This window comes from Undibacterium sp. TJN19 (genome assembly GCF_049339485.1).
Lineage (GTDB): Bacteria > Pseudomonadota > Gammaproteobacteria > Burkholderiales > Burkholderiaceae_D > Undibacterium.
The window spans coordinates 263,758-282,966 of the sequence record NZ_JBMPPL010000001.1 but is presented as its reverse complement, the minus strand read 5'-3'; the positions used below and the strand labels follow the sequence as shown (position 1 = coordinate 282,966).

The window sequence follows — 19,209 nt, the reverse complement described above, 5'->3', positions numbered from 1 at the left end:
AATTAAAATTGCGCCAATGCCCCGGTGTTGCACGGCAAAAATTCAGGGAAGAACAGGATAAACATGGGATTTTTTGATTTCTTCAGTTCCAAACCATCGACCAAAAAATTTGGCCAGATCGTGATCAACTATGCGCGGGCAAATGGTTTTCAGCAACCCATCAATTTCGATGAAGCAGAATTTCGCCTGGTCGTTGGTGATAATGCCAGCCATGTACTGAACCTGCATAATGCCTATCGCGATTACTGCGCCGTGCCCAAACACCAGCGCGATACTGTCCTTCTCAAATACACGGCCGGTCTGAAAATAGAAGGCATACCCGACGATTTTGCCAGTGCCAAAGCCCATCTGATGCCCAGCCTCAAGCCGCGCGGGCAGGGGGAATACCTGCGTCTGACCAGCAAGATACAGGACAAGGAAATGTCCTATGATGCCGCGGCCCTGCCTTTCAGTGATGATGCCGTACTGATGCTGGCCTATGACACCGAACATTCAATGGCACTCGTCAACAAATCCAATTATGAGAGCTGGGGCGTGACGATGGAACAGGCGCTGGCGGCGGCGCTCGACAATCTGCGCGACCGCACTGCCGATCATTTTGTTGATCTTGGCCACGGCCTCGTGGCGGGTGTATGGGACGATGCCTATGATTCTTCGCGCATTCTGCTGCATGACCTGGCCTACCGTGCCAATTGCGGCAGCGACCCGGTCATGATGATACCTAGCCGTGGCCGGTTTTTGCTGACCGCATCGAATGCCATCGCCGGGCAACTGAAAATGATAGAAGTGGCGCGCCTCAGCAGTGAAACGGATGGCCGCACCGTGTCCGCCTGCATGTATAAAATCAAGGGTGACCAGCTAGTTGTCTATACGCCAGAAGATGCCAGCGTGCGTGAACAGCTCAATAACCTGCGCACGTCTTTTTTCGCAGAAGATTATGGCTCTCAAAAAGAATTGCTTGATGCTCTGCATGACAAAAATGGCGACGATACCTTCGTTGCCAGCTTCACCGTCTTCAAGAACAATGATACCGACAAACTGACTTCGCTATGCACCTGGACCAGGGGCGTGATCTCGCTGCTGCCCAAAACCGACCTGGTTGCCATGGTCACGCCCGGTGCGACTGACGATAAATATGAAAGCAAGATACTCAGCTGGGCAGATGCCGTCAGCATGGCGGCCCCGCTGATGCAGGAAGTGGAAGGCTACCCTGTGCGGTATCTGGTCAGAGAATTTCCAGAGGCAGGGCAATTGCAGGCTGCGGCAGAAACACCGCTTTAGGCTGGTGGCCAGTGCCTATTCGCCATTTGGCCCTGGAAAATAAAGAGAATAAAGAAAATAAAGAGAAGATTGATTTTGAATCAAATGACAGAAGCAGAACAGGTGCTGGGGCTGGCACGCGTGTTGATAGAAAACGGTAAATTCCAGCGTGCCCGCAAGTTGTTGTCCACACTGGTCGGCGCGCAACAGCCAGAAGCACTCTACATGGCTGCCCATTTCAGTGCCTGTGAAGATGAAAGCACCCAGCAGTTTGAACAGCGTCACAAGCAGCAGTTACAAATTGCCGCAGACGGTGGTTATGCACCGGCACTGTACCTGATGGGTGTGTATCATGAAGTCGGTGATTATTACCAGCGCGACCTGTTAAAGGCGGCACAGTTATTCAGGCAGGCTGCCAATGCTGGCCACCCGGAAGCCTGGCTCGATCATGGCATCAATATGTTTTACGGCAGCAATGGCATCACAGAAAACGCCATTGCCGGACTGGCGATGATCCATCTGGCCGCAGATGCCGGTGTCGACCGGGCGACGGATTTCTTGCGGCATTTTTCTTAGATCGATCGCACTTCGGTGTTGTTCACACTGCTGTCTCAGCAGTGAAAATCGATCAGCCCCATGCATACTCCTATAATGAAGCCCGCAACCGTCCCGGCAGCGATACCTGCTGCGATGAGTATCAGTTTCAGCAAGACTTTGAAAAATAGTTGCCAGCCAGTTGACGCAGCTGCTGGCGCTGTGCTTGCTTCTGCTGATGTTGCTGATGTCGCTGGTGTGGCAGCATGGCTGGTGGCTTCTGGCATGGTCGGGTTCATGGCGTTCCTTTGCTATCGGCAGTACGCAGGGCGATGCGCTGCCTGATCGCTGGTTCAAGATCATCGGCATTGAGCTTGCTGGCTTTGACCGCTGCCAGAATGTCAGGTGCATCCAGCCCGCCATTGCGTGATGCCTCGACCAGGCTCCAGGTACGGGCAGCACGGCTGCCACTGCGGCAATACAAAAGTACCGCGCCAGAGTTTTTCGCCAGTTGCTGCTGCAAGGCGGTGACTGCGGTATCTGGTATAGGGCCATGCGGCACGGGGATATACGCAAAATCAAGACCTTCTGCCTTTGCAGCTGCTGCCATTGCCGCCGCCGTGGGCTGGCCTGCTGCTTCGCCATCGGGGCGCATGTCGATGATGGTGGTGATGCCGTCATGCTTCAAGCTGGTGACGGCATTCACGCTGACCTGTTCTGTCACGAAGATGCTGTGCGTCAGTTGATGGGTCGTGACTTCAGGGAGGCGGCTCAGGCTGAAGCGGCTATAAGCGGCCGACAGCAAAACAAAGCCTATGCCTGCCAGCACTGAAAGGCCAAAGAGAGTTTTATTGCCTGGCATTTTCATGTTGCTTCTGTCCTCTGCTTATCAAGATGGAATAGGCTGAAAAGAATAACATGCTTTGATGGTGGGGCAAATGAAGGGCAAATGCAGGGCAAATGCAGGGCAAATGCAGGGCAGTTCTCATGCCGTGTTTTCCAGCCCTTCCATGTTAACGACCACCTTGCCAAACGGGCTGGCGGCCAAGCGGTCGAGAGCCTTATTGATGTCTGCAATTGCGAAGACGCTGTCAATGACAGGCCGAATGCGCTGAGCTGCCAGGAACTGGTTCATGCGTTCAAACATCGCACGTGAGCCGGTTTCCACGCCACGCACCCGCAGGTTCTTATTCATCACGGTGTAGATATCGAGGGGATTACTTTCTTCCTGCACCACGCCGATGATCGCTACCGTGCCTTCAAAGGCGGCGGCTGTGCATGACTGGCGCAAAGAATCGCTCAGGCCCATGTCCAGCACCAGTTGCGCACCTTTGCCGTCAGTCATCGCCAGCACTTGCTGTTCCCATGCCGGTGTCTGGCCGGTATGGATGATGTTGTCTGCCCCGAGTTGCCGTGCCGCCCGCAATTTTTCATCCGAGCGTGAGACGACAATGACTTTCGCGCCCATTGCATGCGCGAACTGGATGGCAAATACGGCGACGCCGCCCGTGGTTTGTATGACCACCGTATCACCAGCTTGCAGGGCTTGCAGTTCAGCCACGGCATGCCAGGCGGTGAGGGCGGCAACCGAAAGGGTGGCCGCTTCCAGGTCAGACAAAAATACCGGAGCCAATACCAGTTCCTGTTCATCCATCTGTAGCTGCGTTGCCAGCACGCCGTCACGCTCGCGGCTGCCGATGGAGCCATGCAAGCTAGCCTGGCTCAGCGGGCCGTCTATCCAGTTGGGCAAGACCGTGGTGTTGACGCGGTCACCCGGTTTGAACCTGGTCACGCCACTGCCAATGGCGGTGACGATACCAACGCTGTCAGTGCAGGGGATGCGCCCCTCGACTGCTGGGCGAAAGCGGTTGCCCTTGACGAAATAATTGTCGCGAAAATTCAGGCCAACCGCCAGGACGCTGATGCGCACCTGTGTCGGTTTCAGAGGGCTGTCGTGTTGCATCTGGCGAACTAGGCCGCCCTGGCCATCGGTACGAAAACTGGTGTGTGTCATGTGATTTCCTGTCGATGAAGTTGTGAGGCCATGAGGCTGTGAGGCCGTGATGGGGTGACAGGAAGACAGTATCGGCATGAAGCCTCGCGGGCACAATCCGCTATCATGGCAAAGGGCTTTTGCCGCTGGCGCAAAGACAAGTCTGAACAGGCAGTTCAGCGCACCGGGTTTGCCTGCCCGTCACGCAATTGGGCCCACAGTTTTTCTGCCACCGGGCCATGCGCGACATCACGCCGGCGCGCCGCATAATGTGGCAGGGTGGCTCCACGAAAATGATGGCCTTCCAGTGACAGCAGGCGTTTTTCTTTGAGGTCACTGGCAATCAGGTGTTGCGGCAGGTGGCCCCAGGCCAGGCCCTGCACGATCAGTTCACGCTTCATCAACTGGTCAGCCACGCTACAGGTGCGGGCACCATCAATGAGGTAATAACTGGCTTGTGATGGCCGGTGGCAGCTATCCTTGATCACGCATTGCAAGTAGGGGCGCAAGTCGTCTGGTGTCAGCGCCTTGCTGATCTCGCCAGCAAAAAAGCCAGGTGCAACCACGGGGATGAGTTTGACATCGAACAGGGCAATTGCCTCAATTTGCGGGTCGGGCTTGTCGAGGTGGTGGAAGATGAGGTCGCAATCACCGTCCTGCAGGCGTTCCCACGGGCCGCTGATGGCTTCTACCAGCAGGTTCAGTCGTGTCCCTGTGCTGCCATCAAAGAAGCGTCTGAGCATGCCCAGGGTTTCTGGCAGCGGGCACAGGTCACCCACCACGATGCGTAATTCAGGCTCTTCGCCAGCGGCCAGCTGGGCAGCTTCGCGTTTCAGTTCCTCATAACGGCGCAAGAACAGCAAGGTACGTGCATGAAAGGCTGCGCCTTCCGCAGTCAGCGCCACGCGATAGGCGTCACGGTTCAGCAAAACAATCCCCAGCTGTTCTTCCAGACTTTTCAATGCCGCATGCACGGTCGGGTGTGTACGGTTCAGGTGCTGGGCCGCAGCCGAAAAACTGCCATGCGCCACCAGCGCCGTAAAACATTGCAGTTGCAATAAGGTGGGTTCATTCATTGTAGATAAAACCTTCAGTCTTTGTAAAAACAAAGTAATTTATTCTTATATTGTCCCATCTTACCATGCGTCTTCAACCTGAACTGGAGAACACAATGAAGACCATGCAAGCAATCACACGTCAGCAGTTTGGCGGGCCGGAAGTATTGCAACTGAGTGAAGTACCCATGCCCGTCGTGCAGGCAGGCAGCATCCTGATAGAAGTCAGGGCATTTGGCCTGAACCGTGCCGAACTGTATATGCGCCGTGGTGAATGGGGAGATGTGGCTGCCATCAGCGGCATAGAATGCGTGGGGCAGGTCGTGACCGATACCACAGGCTGCATGCAGCCGGGGCAAAAGGTGATGGCATTCATGGGCGGCATGGGGCGCAGCATCAATGGTAGTTATGCCGGGTTTACGGCAGTGCCAGCCGCCAATGTGATTGCGATTGACAGCGAATTGCCCTGGGAAGTGCTGGCGGCATTGCCTGAATCTTATGCCACCGCCTGGACTTGCCTGCACCGCAACCTGGAGCTGAAAGCCGGGCAACGCCTGCTCGTGCGTGGCGGTACTTCCAGCCTCGGACAGGCAGCCATTGCACTTGCCGTGCATATGGGCGCAGAAGTCATTGCCACCACACGCCAGACTGCACATGCAGACTGGCTGCGCGATCTGGGTGTGCGGCATATTCTGGTTGCTGATGCAAACTCGGGTATCCATATCGAGTCTGTCGGCGGCAAGGTCGATGCAGTGCTCGATTTGCTGGGTAATAGCAGTATTCTCGATTCCATGCAGCAAACCCGGTGTGGTGGCCATGTCTGCCTCGCGGGGTTTTTGGGCGGCCTGGCACCGCTGGCTGCGTTTAACCCGCTGGCGCAGATGCCCAGCGGCGTACACCTGAGTTTTTTTGGCAGCTTCAATTTTGGCAATGACGATTTCCCCTTGAATGATGTGCCCATGCAGCAGATTGTCAGCGCGGTGGAAACTGGTGCCTTAAAACTGAAACCCGCCCGCAGCTTTGCATTGGCTGACATTGCGCTCGCCCATCAGTTAATGGAAACCAATGCAGCACACGGCAAGCTGGTTGTGCGGGTTTAAAAGATAGGAGCGCCCATGCAAGCGCCAGCATGGGCAGCTCAGTTTCGCTTGCACATAAGCCAGCCGCCATAAGCCAGCCGCCATAAGCCAGCTATCTGTAATACCATATGCCGTATCGTATTTACTGCATACTGGATCACACATGAAAATTCCTCAACGCCTGCCGCGCTGGTCCATCGTTATTCCCATTGCTGCATGGCTTGTCCTGGGCGGCTCGCTGCTGGTTTCTGCGCCACTGTATGCGGTCTTGCTGACAGCCGCCTTGTTCGGTGGCGTGCTGACAGCGGTCTATCATGCTGAAGTGGTGGCCCACCGTATCGGTGAGCCATTTGGCACGCTGCTGCTGGCGCTGGCGGTAACCCTCATCGAGGTGGCGTTGATTGTTTCGCTGATGCTGGCTGGTGGCGAAGCCACGTCTGGCCTGGCACGTGACACCGTGTTTGCCGCCATCATGATCATCCTGAACGGCATCATCGGCCTGTGCCTGCTGGCCGGTGCCAGCCTGCACAAAGAGCAAAGCTTCAGCCTGCAAGGTGCTAGTACATCATTGGCGACATTGGCAGCGCTGGCGGTGTTGACCCTGGTGTTGCCCAATTTTACTTCTACCGTAAAGGGCCCCTTTTACAGCCCCAGCCAGCTGGCTTTTATCGCCGTGATTTCACTGGTCCTGTATGGCACTTTTGTGCTGGTGCAAACGGTGCGTCACCGTGATTACTTCCTGCCTGATGTGGTTACTGCTGATGAAGAAGCGCATGCGCCGCTGCCATCGAACAAAATGGCCTGGACCAGCGCAGCATTGCTCATGCTCTGCCTGGGGGCCGTGGTCTTGCTGGCCAAGGCCCTGGCACCCACGCTCGAACATGCGGTCGCTGCTGCCGGTGCGCCAAAGGCGCTGGTGGGTATCATCATCGCCATGGTAGTCTTGCTGCCTGAAGGCATGGCTGCTTTTCGTGCCGCCCGCGCCAACCGCCTGCAAACCAGCATCAACCTCGCGCTGGGTTCAGCGCTGGCCAGCATAGGCTTGACGATACCCGTGGTGGCCGTCATCTCCCTGACCACGGGCTGGTCACTGACCCTGGGCCTGGATGCCAAATCCACCATCCTGCTATTGTTGTCCCTGATCATTACTTCAATATCGCTGGGCACCGGCCGCACCACCATCATGCAGGGCACGATACATTGCGTGATCTTTGCCGTGTATTTGTTTACGACGATCGTGCCTTGAGTGGCTTTTGCAGATTTATTTTTTTATGTCTTGCGAAACCAGCACTTTTTGAGCCTGGTCTGATGTCAATACCAGATGCTGCTATTCCCTAAGCAGGTTTTTAAACCAACGATAAGGCACAGTTAAACCAAATGACAGTCAGAATGGCAAACCCCGACGACCTGCAACAAATCATCGCATTGCGACTGAGGCTGTTTGGTGATCTGGTCGATTTCAATCACGGTAAAGGTGTGGATGCCGAATTGCAGGCGGCGACCAGCGCGTATTTTGAACGTAGTTTCACCGGCGATGATTGCAAGACCTGGTTGGCAGAGGCCGACGGGCAAATCGTGGCGGCGGGTACGCTGGCGATTTTTAGCCGCCCGCCTTATCCTGGCAATGTATCAGGCAAGGACGCCTATCTGCTGAATATGTTTACGCTGCCCGAATACCGTGGCAAAGGGCATGGCAAAGCTGTCCTGCAACAGGCCATGCACTACGCGCAGCAGCACGGCTACGGCAAAGTGTGGCTGCATGCATCTGATCAGGGACGTCCTCTATATGCCGCAGCGGGCTTTGTGGAAGACAGCAGTTATATGGAATGGGTGATTGCGGAAAGCTGAAGCCTGGCACTGTGCCAGCCTGCAAGCTTATTTGACAGTGATACTGTCCTGCTTGTTGAGCTAGCCTATTGCATCTGCTTGTCGAGCCAGCAGGCACAACTTGTTCATCTCGGTGCAGTAACTGCATCCGCAAGTACTAAGCTGCTGGCCGCAAGCGTAGTACCGAGCGCATCTGCTGGACTTCATCAAGCGGGCTGCGGCCAAACAGGCGTTTGAATTCGCGGCTGAATTGCGAACTGCTTTCATAGCCGACACTGCTGGATGCGCTGAAGGCGCTCATACCGCCACGTATCATCAGTAACCTGGCCTTGTGCAGGCGCATCGCCTTGATGTACTGGATAGGCGTGGTCATGGTGACGTTTTTAAAATGGGCATGGAAGGCAGGCACGCTCATGCCAGATTCCCTGGCCAGGCTGTTCACATCAAGCTTGCTGTTGAAATCACGATGAATAATGCGCAAGGCGCGCGTGATTTTCTGGAAATGCTGGCCCTGGCTTAACGCGGCCCGCATCGCCGTCCCCTGTTCACCCATGAGGACGCGGAAATAAATTTCGCGCACGATGGCGGGTGCCAGTATCTTTGCTTCCAGCGGTGACGCCAGGCTTTGCAGCAGGCGCATGACAGCTTCTGCCAAGGCGGTATCGACGCGGGTGGAATACATGAAACCCGGCGGCGCATCGTGAATGGCTGCCTGGGCATTGGTGTCCTGCTGAGTGGCCTTGTTCATAACCTCATGGACAGCCTCATGCATAGCCTCATCCACGGCCAGCGCCAGGTCAGCCGCCAGTGCCTGGTCGATACTCAGGGTAATACCCAGCATGGGTTTTTCCGTCGTCGCCTCTGTGTCTGCTTCAAACGGCAATGGCGCTGATACGACCAGGTATTGCTGGGCATCATAGACATAACTGGCTTCACCCAGGTAAGCACGCTTCCTGCCCTGGACGATGATGCAGATGCACGGCTCATACATGACCGGTGCGCGGGCAAATGCATGGTTGCTGCGCATGAACTGCACATTATCCAGTGCCGATGCGGTGAAACCTTCTTCCGATGCCATCTGCGCCACGATATAGGCCATGCGCTGGGCCAGGTCAGGGTGTGTAGTGGGTTGATGTGCTGACATGCTGTATCTACCGATAGGAACAGGCAATCATGGTAACAAAACTCAGGCATCAGAGCACGGCCAGCGACTGCAAATTATAGGATCAGGCAAATCTGTGCGAGATTCCGGCATTCGCAAAAATACCCCGCAATTTTATGATGGCAGCCAGTTCGCAATGGGCGGGCATTCATTTTTAAGGCACATCATGACGCAAAAAACATGGTTCATCACCGGCGCAACCCGCGGCATAGGCGCGGCAATTGCAAAAGTTGTACTCGATAGCGGTGCGAATGTGGTCGTCACTGGCCGTTCGGTAGAAAAATTGCAGACACTGTTTGCCAGTTACGGCACCCGCGTGCTGGCACTGGCCCTTGATGTCAATGACACGACACAGATACAGGCGGCGGTGCAGGCGGCAACTGCGCAATTCGGCGGTATCGACGTACTGGTCAATAATGCAGGCTATGGGCAACTGGGCTTGTTTGAAGAAATCAGTGCGGCAGAGATCAATACCCAATTCAACACCAATGTATTTGGCAGCATGAACATGGTACGTGCCGTCTTGCCCATCATGCGCAAGCAGCGCCGTGGCCATATCTTTAACCTGTCGTCTGTGGGTGGCATTGTCGGTTTTTCAGGGGCATCGGTTTACTGCGCCAGCAAATTCGCGATTGAGGGGTTTTCTGAATCACTGGCGTTGGAAGTGGCAGGTTTCGGCATCCATATCACCATTGTTGAACCCGGTTTTTTCAGGACAGATTTCCTCGACCAGAATTCAGTTCGCTATGGGGAGATTGCGATTGCTGACTATGCTGAATCTTCTGCCGCCAGCCGCCAGACCTATGATGCCTATAATCACCAGCAGCAGGGTGACCCGGTCAAACTGGGCCTGGCATTGCTGAGCCTCAGTGCCGCGCCACAGCCGCCATTGCGCTTCGTCGCTGGTTCAGATGCAGTGGGCATGATAGCTGGCAGCCTCGACAGGCATGCACAGGAATTGCAGCAATGGCGTGTATTGTCAACTTCAACAGACGGGACGTTTTAAGCCAGGTATCCTGCGCTCAGATTGCCACACCACCGATTTGCTGTAGCAAACCCAGATGGTCGACCTGTAACCAGGTACGGCTGATCTGGTTTTGTCTGATCTGGAAAATCACGTTGGCGGTTTGCGTCATGGGGTCATGGCGGCATGGCTCCCCTTTTTTTGTGACGACAGGCCTGGTGTAGAACTTCAAGCTCATTTTCAGTCAAGGGCGGTGCAAGTGAATCTGGCAGTTTATTTTCAAAAAAATTTTAGACCGACAAAGCCCGCCCAAGATCATTGAGCAAATCATTCACGTCTTCCACACCCACATGCAAACGGATCAGCCAGCCCTGGTCTGACGCATCCTCTGTCTTGCGCAAGGGCGCAACAGCCACCAGGCTATGCACGCCACCCCAGCTGTTACCGAGCGTAAACAGCTTCAAGGCGGCAACGAAATCTTCTATGGCGGGCAGAGTATTGTTCTTCAGCGTGAACGACAGCAAGCCGCTACCCAGCTTGAAATCGCGCTTCCACAGACAGTGGTAAGTGTCGCTTTCCAGCGGCGGATAATGGATGCTGGCAACAGCCGCATGATCTTGCAGAAAGCGGGCGATACGCAATGCCGAGCTGAATTGCCTTTCCATGCGCAAGGCCATCGTGGGCAAGCCGCGCAGGGCGAGAAAGCATTCATCGCTGGCGACGTAATAGCCGATTAATTCAGCAGTGTCGCGCAGGTCTTGGTAGGTTTTTTCATCACGTGTGCTGACCGCACCCATCAATAGATCAGAATGCCCGCCCACATATTTGGTCAGGGCCTGGATGGAAAAATCGACACCCACATCCAGGGGGCGAAAGCCCAGTGGCGTGGCCCAGGTGTTATCCATCGCCACCAGTATGCCCTGTGCATGGGCAGCCTTGACGATGGCTGGCACATCCTGCATTTCCAGCGTGTTCGAGCTGGGGCTTTCTGTCCATACCAGCCGCGTGCGCGGCTGGAACAGCTTGCTGATATCTGCCGCGATATCGTTAGGGTAAAGTGTACAGGTGACGCCCCATTTGCCGAACAAAGCCTGGGTCATTTCCAGTGTCGGGCCATAGACGGTTTCCGGCAACAGCACATGGTCACCTGCCGACAAAAGCATGCTGTTGACCAGCACGGCAGCGGCCAGGCCGGTGGGTACCAGTACCGTCTTGCCTCCTCCTTCAAGTTCAGCCAGTTTGCCTGTGAGTGCATAGTGCGTGGGTGTGCCGTTTTGACCATAGCTATACCCATCATAAGCCTGGTTTTGCCGCGCCAGGAAAGAAGCCACATCCGGGAAGACTATGGTGGAGGCATGAAACACCCCCTGCGATAGCGAGGCAAAACCTGCTGGCAGGCCCTGCGCTGGCTGCACCAGTTGTGTAGCGATGTCGGTGCTTGAATCTGGGCTTGAATCCCGGCTTGGATCGGCGTTTGAAGTCGGCATGGTGAGACTCTCTAAAAAGGCAGGCTGTCAGCTGGCACCACATCGATCTGGCCCATTTCAGACCAGACCCAATTGTGGTGTTCGATAATTTTTGGCGCATCCATGTGCGGGCGATTGCGCGTAGTATGCGCATCGCTGATCACCACAGTGTAGATGTTCAGGCTGGCAGCCTGACGGATATTGCTGTCCATGCAGAATTCAGTCGCATAACCGCAGACAAATACTTTTTGTATGCCCCGCTCTGCCAGGCCGGCCTGGAAAGCACTGTTCTGGAAGGCACTGCTATGCTGCTTGGGGCTGACAAAATCACCAGGCAAAGGGGTAATCGCAGCGGGAAACTGCCAGGTCTGGCTGCCGTGTTCCCATATCGTACCCGCTTCATCATGCTGTACGTAGACAACAGGCATGCCTGCCTGTCGCGCCCTGGCGATCAGTTGTTGTATGCGTTGCAGCACCAGGTCAGCCTGCCAGGCAGCCGGCTCTGTAAAAATGGCGTTTTGGAAATCGATGATAAGCAGGGCAGATTGCATAGGTGTTCCTTGGAATAAATATAGACAGATTTTTACAGAGGCGGTTTGATCAATGCCAGGTCGGCAGCGTCGAGTTGCCAGTTTTTCTTCATCGCCTGTGCTGCTGCCACGGCATCACCGTTTTGCAGTGCCTGGATGATGGCTTCATGTTCAGTCACTGAATGCGCGGCCACCAGCTGGTTGCCAAAATGCGCAAGCTCTATGCGTTTGACTCGTGGCAGCAGGCTGGCCAGTATTTTTTCGATTTCCGTGTTCTGGCTTTTTTGCACGATCAGGGCATGGAATTGCGCATCCCATGCTGTCGCCGCCTGGATGTCAGATTGCGCTATCGCCAGCGCCAGTGCGGTATTGATGTCATTTAACTGTGCCAGGTCAGCACGTGACAGATGTGGCAAGGCCAGTTCAGCCGCCGTCGCTTCCAGCGCGGCCAGTACGGGGTAGAGCTGAGCGATCTCGTTGATGTCTGAAGGCGCTACCTTTGTCCACTTGTGAAAGCGCGTGACAACCAGGCCTTCATCTTCCAGCTGGCGCAAGGCTTCCCGCACAGGGGTGCGTGATACACCCAGGCGCTCTGCCAGTTCATGGTCGCGCAGGATTTCGTCTGGAGCAAGCTGGAGTTCAATGATCCATTGCTTAATGGTGCGATAAACGTCTACCCGCGCAAGCGAACGGGGAATGACAGGCGTGATGACAGGTATGGGCATGCTGTTTGTTTCAGGTAAGTCTGTGTAATGAAAATGGCTGGCAAGCTCGCTTTTCGTTATATTTTGCGAGTTCGTTACAAGTAATATGTAATATACCACACGTAAATTGACAGGTTTGCTTCACAGATTTGCCTATTTTTTTAGCTGAGAGCTTATCAATAGGCTGTTGTGAAATGAAGATAAGCTGGCGCCTCTGGAAAGGCGAAGTAACCACGCAGTAACGCAGAAATGCCAGCTTGATTCCTTAACAGTTCTCAAATATCTACGTACCCAGGCTGCACCAGCCAGGTTTAAAAACCTGGCCTGTGGCGGCGTCGCTGGTCGTTGGGCCAGCCGTCACACATCAGGGCCTGGTTTGCTGTGTCAGTGCTTCCAGCATATGGGCATATTGCTTGTCGTTATAGCTACCTATCAGTTTCAACATTGTGCGCATGCCGACAGAACCGTTGCAGGCTGTTTGGATATCGCCCTTTTTCTTGGCGTTGACCATGGATTGTGCGGCGATCATGTAAAAATCAAGTGCGGTTTTTTTCTTTGCTTCGTAATCCGTAAAATAATCTGAAGCAACCTGCACGCCGAAAAAATCCTGGCGTTGCTGGGCTGTCCATTTGCCGGTGGCCACCAGTTTGTCTGCCGCTGCATCTATTTCTGATTGCGCCTTGCGCTCTGACTGTTTTTGTCGGGTGCGAAAACTGGCGATATCTTCGTCTATGGTATCGGCCTGCTGCCTGGCGGTGGTGGCGTCCTTGCAGATTTCTTCCTGCGCGTGGGCATTACCCAGGCTGGCAAGAAGGATGACTGTGAAGAGGCCGGGGGTCAGCAGTTTATTTTTGATAGGCATTTTCATGTGTTTGAGTTTGGTAACAGGTTTGACCATAGTGTGGGATTGTATTCTCAATCTTGGTTTATTAACGAAACACTGCATTCCATGAAATGATGGTCATGAGTCATGGTAGCGTAAAGCGTCACTATAGAGTCTTGATGCAAGATAATTTGGTGTGCAACAAACGCCACTGGAATGCGCCAGCACCCCCAAATTCGTCATTCCTGCGCAGGCAGGAATCCAGTGGCGTTTGATAAACTCGGATACATTTCAACTCAAGTTTACTCCCACAAAATGTTCTATCATCACCGCCACACACGTAAAAACTGGGAAAGCGCATGACAACATTCAAAAACACATGGCGGGGCCTGATCATGGCGTGCCTGGTCACAGCCGGTATAAACACAAACCCCGCATTGGCTGAAACGGCTCCTGTCTGGCAGCGCGTCAGCCTGCATGTTGCTGACAAATTGCGCGCCTATGACTTTCCCGTGTATGCCAATCATGACCTGAAAGCGGATCTGACAAAAATCCGCCATGTGATTTTCGTCCAGCATGGCATACAGCGCAATGGTGATGACTATTTTGCGGCCGCCATGCAATTGCTGAAAACGGCGGGTTTGCCTGATGAACAGGTATTGATCATCGCCCCCAATTTCCCTGGCACGCCAGACCAGGCCAAGGGTTTTGACCGCATGCCGGTCTGGTCGGTGCAAGGCTGGACAGGGGGTGATTTTGCCCTGGCAGGCGCCGCCACACCGGCACAATTGAGTTCGCTCAGCGTGCTCGATGACCTGGCGCTGATGCTGGCTGATAAAGCCCGTCTGCCGCTGCTGGAAAAAATCACCTTCGCCGGGCATTCAGGTGGCGGGCAACTGATGCATCGCTATGCCGTACTGAATCATGTCGATGAACGCCTGCGCAGCAACGGCATTGCTGTCCAATATGTGATTGCCAACCCGTCTTCTTACCTGTATTTCACGCCGGAGCGGCCAACTGCGGGTGGCGGCTTTGTACCCTACGATGCCAGGCTGTGCGCGGCGTATGATGATTACCGCTATGGCATGCAGCAGATGGTCGCCTATGCCAACAAGATGAGTGCTGAAGATCTTTACCGGCGTCATATGCAGCGCCATGTCACCTATCTGGTCGGGTCGAAAGACAATGACCCCAATCACCGCGTGCTGGATAAATCATGCGGGGCTGAGGCAGAAGGGCCAAACCGCTATGAACGCGCTCATGCCTACTGGCAATATGAAACTTACCTGGCAAAAAAATTGCCACCTGTTTCGCCAGCCAGAAACACGTCTTCCGACCAGCCCCTGCGCCGCTATTTCGATGTCATCGGCATAGGCCATGACCAGGAAGGCATGTTCGGTTCGCAATGCGGTTTGCAGGCCGTGTTTGGTGTCAGTACAACAGGCAATGCTAAAAGCGCTGCCTGCAAAGTGGTGACACCTTAGGAAAAGTAGTGACACCATAGCGAAATAGTGACGGCGATGACACAGGCCACTTGCCAAAGCGGGCTGGTATGACATACTTCCGGCATGGTGATTTTTTCCGGAACAGTGCGCATGCATCAGTCTTCAGGCAGATATAACTACGGCAGTCGCGACATACGCATCATGCGTATGCTCGTGCTGGCTATCCTGGTCGCGGCGGCATTTTGCTGGACAGGCCTGGCGCATGGCGCACCTGTCATCACCTGGTACACCTACCAGCTACCGCCACTGTATATACAGGAAGGGCCGGACAAGGGACAGGGCATCATTGACCTGGCCTTGCAGCGCCACCTGATACCCGGCATGCCCGGCTATCAGCACAAGATCGTCAATGTGCCGTTGAAGCGACTGGAACTGATGCTTAAGGAGGACCCCACTGCCTGCGCCCTGGGTTTGCTGAAAAAACCTGAGCGTGAAAAAACCATGCTTTTTTCAAGCCCTTTCTTTGCCCAGATACCGCCGGGCGCCATGCTGCCTGCCGCGCTGGTGTCGCAGTTAAAGCCTTATCTGCGCGCTGGTGACAAGCTCAGCTTGCGTGATCTGCTGGCTGATGAAAACCTGGTCGTCGGTGTGCACAATGGTCGCAGCTATGGGGCAGGTATAGACGAGATGCTGCTGAGCTATGCAGACAAGAAAAACGTCTATATCAACAGCACCACCAACCCTGCCAAAAGTCTGTTCCAGATGAATGCCCTGGGCCGCGTCAACCTGATGCTGGGCTTTCCCTATGAAGCCAGTTTTTTGAATGAAAAAGATACGGCTGATTTCATCGACCTGAAATTCTTCCCCTTACTGGAACAGCCTGCCTACCTGCCGGGCCATGCCGTTTGCGCCAAAGGCGCATTTGGTGAACAGGCAATACGTCAGATCAATACCGTATTTGCGCGGCGCGAAATACTCGAAGCTGTCGCCAGTTATTATGAAGCCCGGTTGAACGAAGATGCGCGGCCACTGGCACGCCAGGTGTTTGCCCAGGCATTCCCACAAAAGGCCAGGGCGCGCAAATAAGCTGTAATTTTTTCCAACGCACCAGATCATTATTTGGGAAGTCATCATGGCAGACAATCAAACCAAGGCAACTGAGCAAAGCGTAGAAGAATACATTGCCGCCATCGATGATGAATCACGACGCAAAGACTGCCAGGCATTGATCAAGCTGATGACTAAGGTCACCAGACAGCCCGCCGTCATGTGGGGCAGCAGCATAGTCGGCTTTGGCAGTATCCACTATCAATATGAAAGTGGTCGTGAAGGGGATATCTGCCTCGTCGGCTTTGCCTCTCGCAAGGGCGACATCAGCGTCTACGGTTTGAGGGCCGCACCCAATCATGAACAATTGCTGGCCAGCCTGGGCAAGACCAGGTCAGGCAAGGGCTGTCTTTACATACGCAAACTGGCAGATATTGATATGAAGGTGTTCGAAACCCTGATTAAAGAAGCTGTTACTGCCAAAGGCAAGGCATAATGTTGCACGATTATCATTTTAAGTGCGCCATGTCTGGCGTGCAAAATCAGCTTAACAGAAATCTCGATAATGAAACTTCGCTCTTTAGGTATCGCTGTAGGTGCTTGTTTGCTGTTCTCTCAAACCAGGGCTGCTGATGTCACTGTCCACCTGAAACTGATCTCACCACAGGAACTGGAAGTCAGTTACCAGTTACCTCAACAATGTGATGCCCTGCCTTTCCTGAATGAAGAAACCCTGCCCAGGTTTGGCAGCGAAATTCGTTCAAGCTGGCAAGCCCTGGATGGTTGCGGTACTGTTGACGGGACGGCGCTCACCAGAACCAGCAAGACATGCCCGGGCCTTCGTTTCCGGGTACCTGCAACCAGCAAGTTTTATGATCGCGTAGCGCCAGGTGCCTTTCCCATGGGAGAGGGTATGTATGCCAATACCACCAGCTATGCTGTCAGCGATGCCTGCGGCACTGTTGCCTATCGGTTTTCAGCGCCTGGCAGCATTGCGTTTAAAGGACAGGTTTTCCAGAATACGGCGTCGTATGACGCACCTGATGGCAAATACATGGCGGTGTTGCTATTGCAAAATCAAATCGCCTCAAAAACGGGTGCCATCAGTTATTTCAACCCGGCGATAGGGGCAGAAAATATTCAGCTACTGCAGGGCATGGCTGACCAGGCAGTGGATTTTTATCAAAAGGCTTTGCCAGATGTCAGCTTTCGCAAACCCATTCTGGCAGCAAGCATAGAACAGAACGGCGGTGTGCCAGGTTTCTGGGGGGACGCTGGCGATGTCCTGCGTCTGTCCTTGTATAACTGGCCGCTGCAATCCAGTGCAGAAAGTGAAGAGAGGCTGAGAAAATTTGTATGGCATGAATTTGCGCATCGCTTTCAACCACAGCAAGCCAAAGAAAGCGGAGAACGTACTGCGTTCATCATCGAAGGCGGCGCTGAATATTTACGCTGGATGGCTGGCTTGAAAACCAGACGGGTCAGCCCTGAAGATGCCGCCACGGAAATCAGTACTGCCATTTCCAACTGTATTACGAAAACAGGCAAGTATAGCTGGCAAGCCTTGCCAAAGAATCTGGCGACCAGCGGCTCTGTGCCTTACGAATGTGGGCTTGCATTGCACGTCATGGGTTTGGCCGTGCGTCAGAATGATGCTGGCCCGCTGCAACAAATGAATGACTACTATCACAGCTTTGAAACAGGGGCCGCGACCAGCTTTGAACAAGCCCTGGAATGTGGGAGAAAAAAGAATTGCACGCCGCACTGGCTGCCTGAATTGCTTGGTGCCCAGACCATATCAGCAATCTGGCCCGATTTTCTGGCCCGCACAAAGCTGGCAAAACCCGCGCCGCCACCGCCAGCACAATATGCCAATATTCAACGCATGGCATTCGTCGCCTTGATGGAAGAAAACTGCCATGGCAAGGCCAGTTTTTACACTGATAAAGATGCTTTCGTCGTAGGTGATATCAAGGATTGCGGCGTCTTTAAGGAAGGTATGCAGATCCACCAGATGGAGGGCAAAAATTTATTCGGTTCTTCGCTGCTGGTCGATGAAATGATACAAGCCTGTGCGTCACGTGGCCAGGTGATTTTGGGTTTGAAAAATGCAACAAGCATCATGGTGCCGTGTAAAAAAGGTTTCGAGATACCGCAATTTTATGAAGTTGATATGCAGCGCTTGATGCAGAAATTGGATTTATAGAAGTTGGAACGCATTTCATCCTGTGCGTGAAATGCGTTCTCGGGGCCTCCAGCTACCATTTTCATTGCGCATCTGGATTTGCACCTGGATTTGCATCACCTTGTTGCGCATGGCAAGATTGTCACCGGTTCAAAATCTCCTGGCGTAAAAGGTAACAGACATCGACTTCAGCTAACTAGCTGCCGAAATGCTGTCGCCATGAGCGCACTTGCTAACCATATGTGGAACACCAATATAAACATGAAAATCAATTTTGTCTTCAATGCAGCAGTCATTTGTATGGGATTGGCTGCCAGCACTGTAACGCAGGCGCAAGAAATAAAAACGATGTCAGAAGCAGATGCAAATCAATGCCAGATATCTTCGCTGATCGCCCTGACGGTCACCAAATACCGCGACCAGGGTCTGACTGAAAAAGCCGCCAATACTGCCGCGTTTGATGAATTGTCAAAGACAGATGGGAATCGCCCTGACCTGTTGAGAAACATCATTCAGGGGCGTGCAGAAATTGCCTTTGCCGTACGTGAATGGTCGAAAGAATCGTATTCCTATTTTGACTGGAGTGTCTGCAAGATGAAGGCAACCCGTCAACGTTTGCTCAATTTCGATAAAATTCGAATCATCATCAAGGAAGTGCAAGCCTGTGAAGCAGCCAATCGCCCTAAAAGCGATATCGCAGGATGGCGGCAATGCATAGACGATGTGGTCGTCGGGCATGCTGAGTGATTTTTCCATTTAGCTATCTTAAAGACGGGGTAGCTAACTGCTGGTGAAACAAATTTTCCTTTCATGGCAGGGCAAAATGGCCTGTGTATGCTTGTGGCAGAATCGCGTACGCGCAGGCAAACTAGCTTGACGGGCAATGATATTGCCTGTCATTGTCCTGGCTACCGAATCTTGCTGCTTATCCCCTGTCATAGTAAACGTCCAGGCTGCATCCTGACTGGCACACCCAGGGCGTCAGCCAATTTTCGCCGCATTCCGCATGCACCACTAAGCCCCCCTGCAGGTGGGTGTAAAATTTATATAAACAAGTTTATATAAATATGATTATAATGATGGTGCCAAAACAAAGAGGCGCTACATCAATCACTACATCAATCACTTTAAGGGC

At 53.7% G+C, this 19,209-nt stretch carries 21 protein-coding genes; 11 read left to right on the top strand and 10 right to left on the bottom strand.

Annotation, left to right across the window (positions count from 1 at the left end):
• Positions 1-63 precede the first annotated feature (63 nt).
• Both ACO0LH_RS01305 and ACO0LH_RS01300 read left to right on the top strand, forming a co-directional pair.
• Positions 64-1,281, top strand: coding sequence for a hypothetical protein (locus ACO0LH_RS01305; protein WP_422939234.1), 1,218 nt, complete (start codon positions 64-66; stop codon positions 1,279-1,281).
• An 84-nt stretch (positions 1,282-1,365) separates the two neighbouring features.
• On the top strand, positions 1,366-1,836 hold the full coding sequence (locus tag ACO0LH_RS01300) for a hypothetical protein (protein ID WP_422939233.1): 471 nt from the start codon (positions 1,366-1,368) through the stop codon (positions 1,834-1,836).
• A gap of 35 nt (positions 1,837-1,871) precedes the next feature.
• Here the strand turns inward: ACO0LH_RS01300 and ACO0LH_RS01295 are convergent, their stop codons facing one another.
• From ACO0LH_RS01295 to ACO0LH_RS01280, 4 genes are all read right to left on the bottom strand, one after another.
• Positions 1,872-2,093 carry a hypothetical protein gene (locus ACO0LH_RS01295; RefSeq protein ID WP_422939232.1) on the bottom strand — a complete coding sequence of 74 codons (222 nt, stop codon included), beginning with the start codon at positions 2,091-2,093 and terminating at the stop codon, positions 1,872-1,874.
• The gene (locus tag ACO0LH_RS01290) at positions 2,090-2,662 is read right to left on the bottom strand and encodes a beta-lactamase hydrolase domain-containing protein (RefSeq protein WP_422939231.1); all 573 of its coding nucleotides are present in this window, start codon (positions 2,660-2,662) and stop codon (positions 2,090-2,092) included. The genes ACO0LH_RS01295 and ACO0LH_RS01290 overlap by 4 nt, the downstream gene beginning before the upstream one ends.
• 117 nt (positions 2,663-2,779) lie before the next feature.
• A complete protein-coding gene (locus ACO0LH_RS01285) occupies positions 2,780-3,808 on the bottom strand; it encodes a zinc-dependent alcohol dehydrogenase family protein (protein WP_422939230.1) in 1,029 nt (342 codons plus the stop codon).
• 155 nt (positions 3,809-3,963) lie between these two features.
• Complete coding sequence (locus ACO0LH_RS01280) at positions 3,964-4,863, bottom strand: LysR family transcriptional regulator (protein ID WP_422939229.1); 900 nt, start codon at positions 4,861-4,863, stop codon at positions 3,964-3,966.
• A gap of 95 nt (positions 4,864-4,958) precedes the next feature.
• On the opposite strand from ACO0LH_RS01280, the gene ACO0LH_RS01275 reads away from it, so the two are divergent.
• From ACO0LH_RS01275 to ACO0LH_RS01265, 3 genes are all read left to right on the top strand, one after another.
• On the top strand, positions 4,959-5,942 hold the full coding sequence (locus ACO0LH_RS01275) for a zinc-binding dehydrogenase (protein ID WP_422939228.1): 984 nt from the start codon (positions 4,959-4,961) through the stop codon (positions 5,940-5,942).
• 142 nt (positions 5,943-6,084) lie between these two features.
• Complete coding sequence (locus ACO0LH_RS01270; protein ID WP_422939227.1) at positions 6,085-7,167, top strand: calcium:proton antiporter; 1,083 nt, start codon at positions 6,085-6,087, stop codon at positions 7,165-7,167.
• 143 nt (positions 7,168-7,310) lie between these two features.
• Positions 7,311-7,769 (top strand): GNAT family N-acetyltransferase, encoded by a 459-nt coding sequence (locus ACO0LH_RS01265; RefSeq protein WP_422939226.1) that lies wholly within the window; start codon positions 7,311-7,313, stop codon positions 7,767-7,769.
• A 136-nt stretch (positions 7,770-7,905) separates the two neighbouring features.
• Here ACO0LH_RS01265 and ACO0LH_RS01260 read toward each other — a convergent pair whose 3' ends face one another.
• Positions 7,906-8,892: an AraC family transcriptional regulator N-terminal domain-containing protein gene (locus ACO0LH_RS01260; protein ID WP_422939225.1), complete on the bottom strand. Its 987-nt coding sequence runs from the start codon at positions 8,890-8,892 to the stop codon at positions 7,906-7,908.
• Between the two features lie 184 nt (positions 8,893-9,076).
• On the opposite strand from ACO0LH_RS01260, the gene ACO0LH_RS01255 reads away from it, so the two are divergent.
• Positions 9,077-9,916, top strand: a complete 840-nt coding sequence (locus tag ACO0LH_RS01255; RefSeq protein ID WP_422939224.1) for an oxidoreductase — start codon at positions 9,077-9,079, stop codon at positions 9,914-9,916.
• Between the two features lie 16 nt (positions 9,917-9,932).
• On the opposite strand, the gene ACO0LH_RS01250 is transcribed toward ACO0LH_RS01255, so the two are convergent.
• The 5 genes from ACO0LH_RS01250 to ACO0LH_RS01230 form a co-directional block, all read right to left on the bottom strand.
• Complete coding sequence (locus ACO0LH_RS01250; protein WP_422939223.1) at positions 9,933-10,112, bottom strand: hypothetical protein; 180 nt, start codon at positions 10,110-10,112, stop codon at positions 9,933-9,935.
• Positions 10,113-10,164: 52 nt separating this feature from the next.
• Positions 10,165-11,361: a trans-sulfuration enzyme family protein gene (locus ACO0LH_RS01245; protein WP_422939222.1), complete on the bottom strand. Its 1,197-nt coding sequence runs from the start codon at positions 11,359-11,361 to the stop codon at positions 10,165-10,167.
• 11 nt (positions 11,362-11,372) lie between these two features.
• The gene (locus ACO0LH_RS01240) at positions 11,373-11,891 is read right to left on the bottom strand and encodes an isochorismatase family protein (protein ID WP_422939221.1); all 519 of its coding nucleotides are present in this window, start codon (positions 11,889-11,891) and stop codon (positions 11,373-11,375) included.
• 32 nt (positions 11,892-11,923) lie between these two features.
• The gene (locus tag ACO0LH_RS01235; protein ID WP_422939220.1) at positions 11,924-12,595 is read right to left on the bottom strand and encodes a GntR family transcriptional regulator; all 672 of its coding nucleotides are present in this window, start codon (positions 12,593-12,595) and stop codon (positions 11,924-11,926) included.
• A 343-nt stretch (positions 12,596-12,938) separates the two neighbouring features.
• The gene (locus ACO0LH_RS01230; protein WP_422939219.1) at positions 12,939-13,472 is read right to left on the bottom strand and encodes a hypothetical protein; all 534 of its coding nucleotides are present in this window, start codon (positions 13,470-13,472) and stop codon (positions 12,939-12,941) included.
• A 284-nt stretch (positions 13,473-13,756) separates the two neighbouring features.
• Between ACO0LH_RS01230 and ACO0LH_RS01225 the strand changes: the two genes are divergently transcribed.
• From ACO0LH_RS01225 to ACO0LH_RS01205, 5 genes are all read left to right on the top strand, one after another.
• Positions 13,757-14,881, top strand: a complete 1,125-nt coding sequence (locus tag ACO0LH_RS01225) for a hypothetical protein (RefSeq protein WP_422939218.1) — start codon at positions 13,757-13,759, stop codon at positions 14,879-14,881.
• A gap of 111 nt (positions 14,882-14,992) precedes the next feature.
• Entirely contained in the window at positions 14,993-15,928 is a 936-nt protein-coding gene (locus ACO0LH_RS01220; RefSeq protein ID WP_422939217.1) for a TIGR02285 family protein, read from the top strand.
• Positions 15,929-15,974: 46 nt separating this feature from the next.
• Positions 15,975-16,385, top strand: coding sequence for a DUF1801 domain-containing protein (locus ACO0LH_RS01215; protein ID WP_422939216.1), 411 nt, complete (start codon positions 15,975-15,977; stop codon positions 16,383-16,385).
• A 69-nt stretch (positions 16,386-16,454) separates the two neighbouring features.
• Complete coding sequence (locus tag ACO0LH_RS01210) at positions 16,455-18,095, top strand: hypothetical protein (RefSeq protein ID WP_422939215.1); 1,641 nt, start codon at positions 16,455-16,457, stop codon at positions 18,093-18,095.
• A 240-nt stretch (positions 18,096-18,335) separates the two neighbouring features.
• The gene (locus ACO0LH_RS01205; protein ID WP_422939214.1) at positions 18,336-18,821 is read left to right on the top strand and encodes a hypothetical protein; all 486 of its coding nucleotides are present in this window, start codon (positions 18,336-18,338) and stop codon (positions 18,819-18,821) included.
• Positions 18,822-19,209 lie beyond the last annotated feature (388 nt).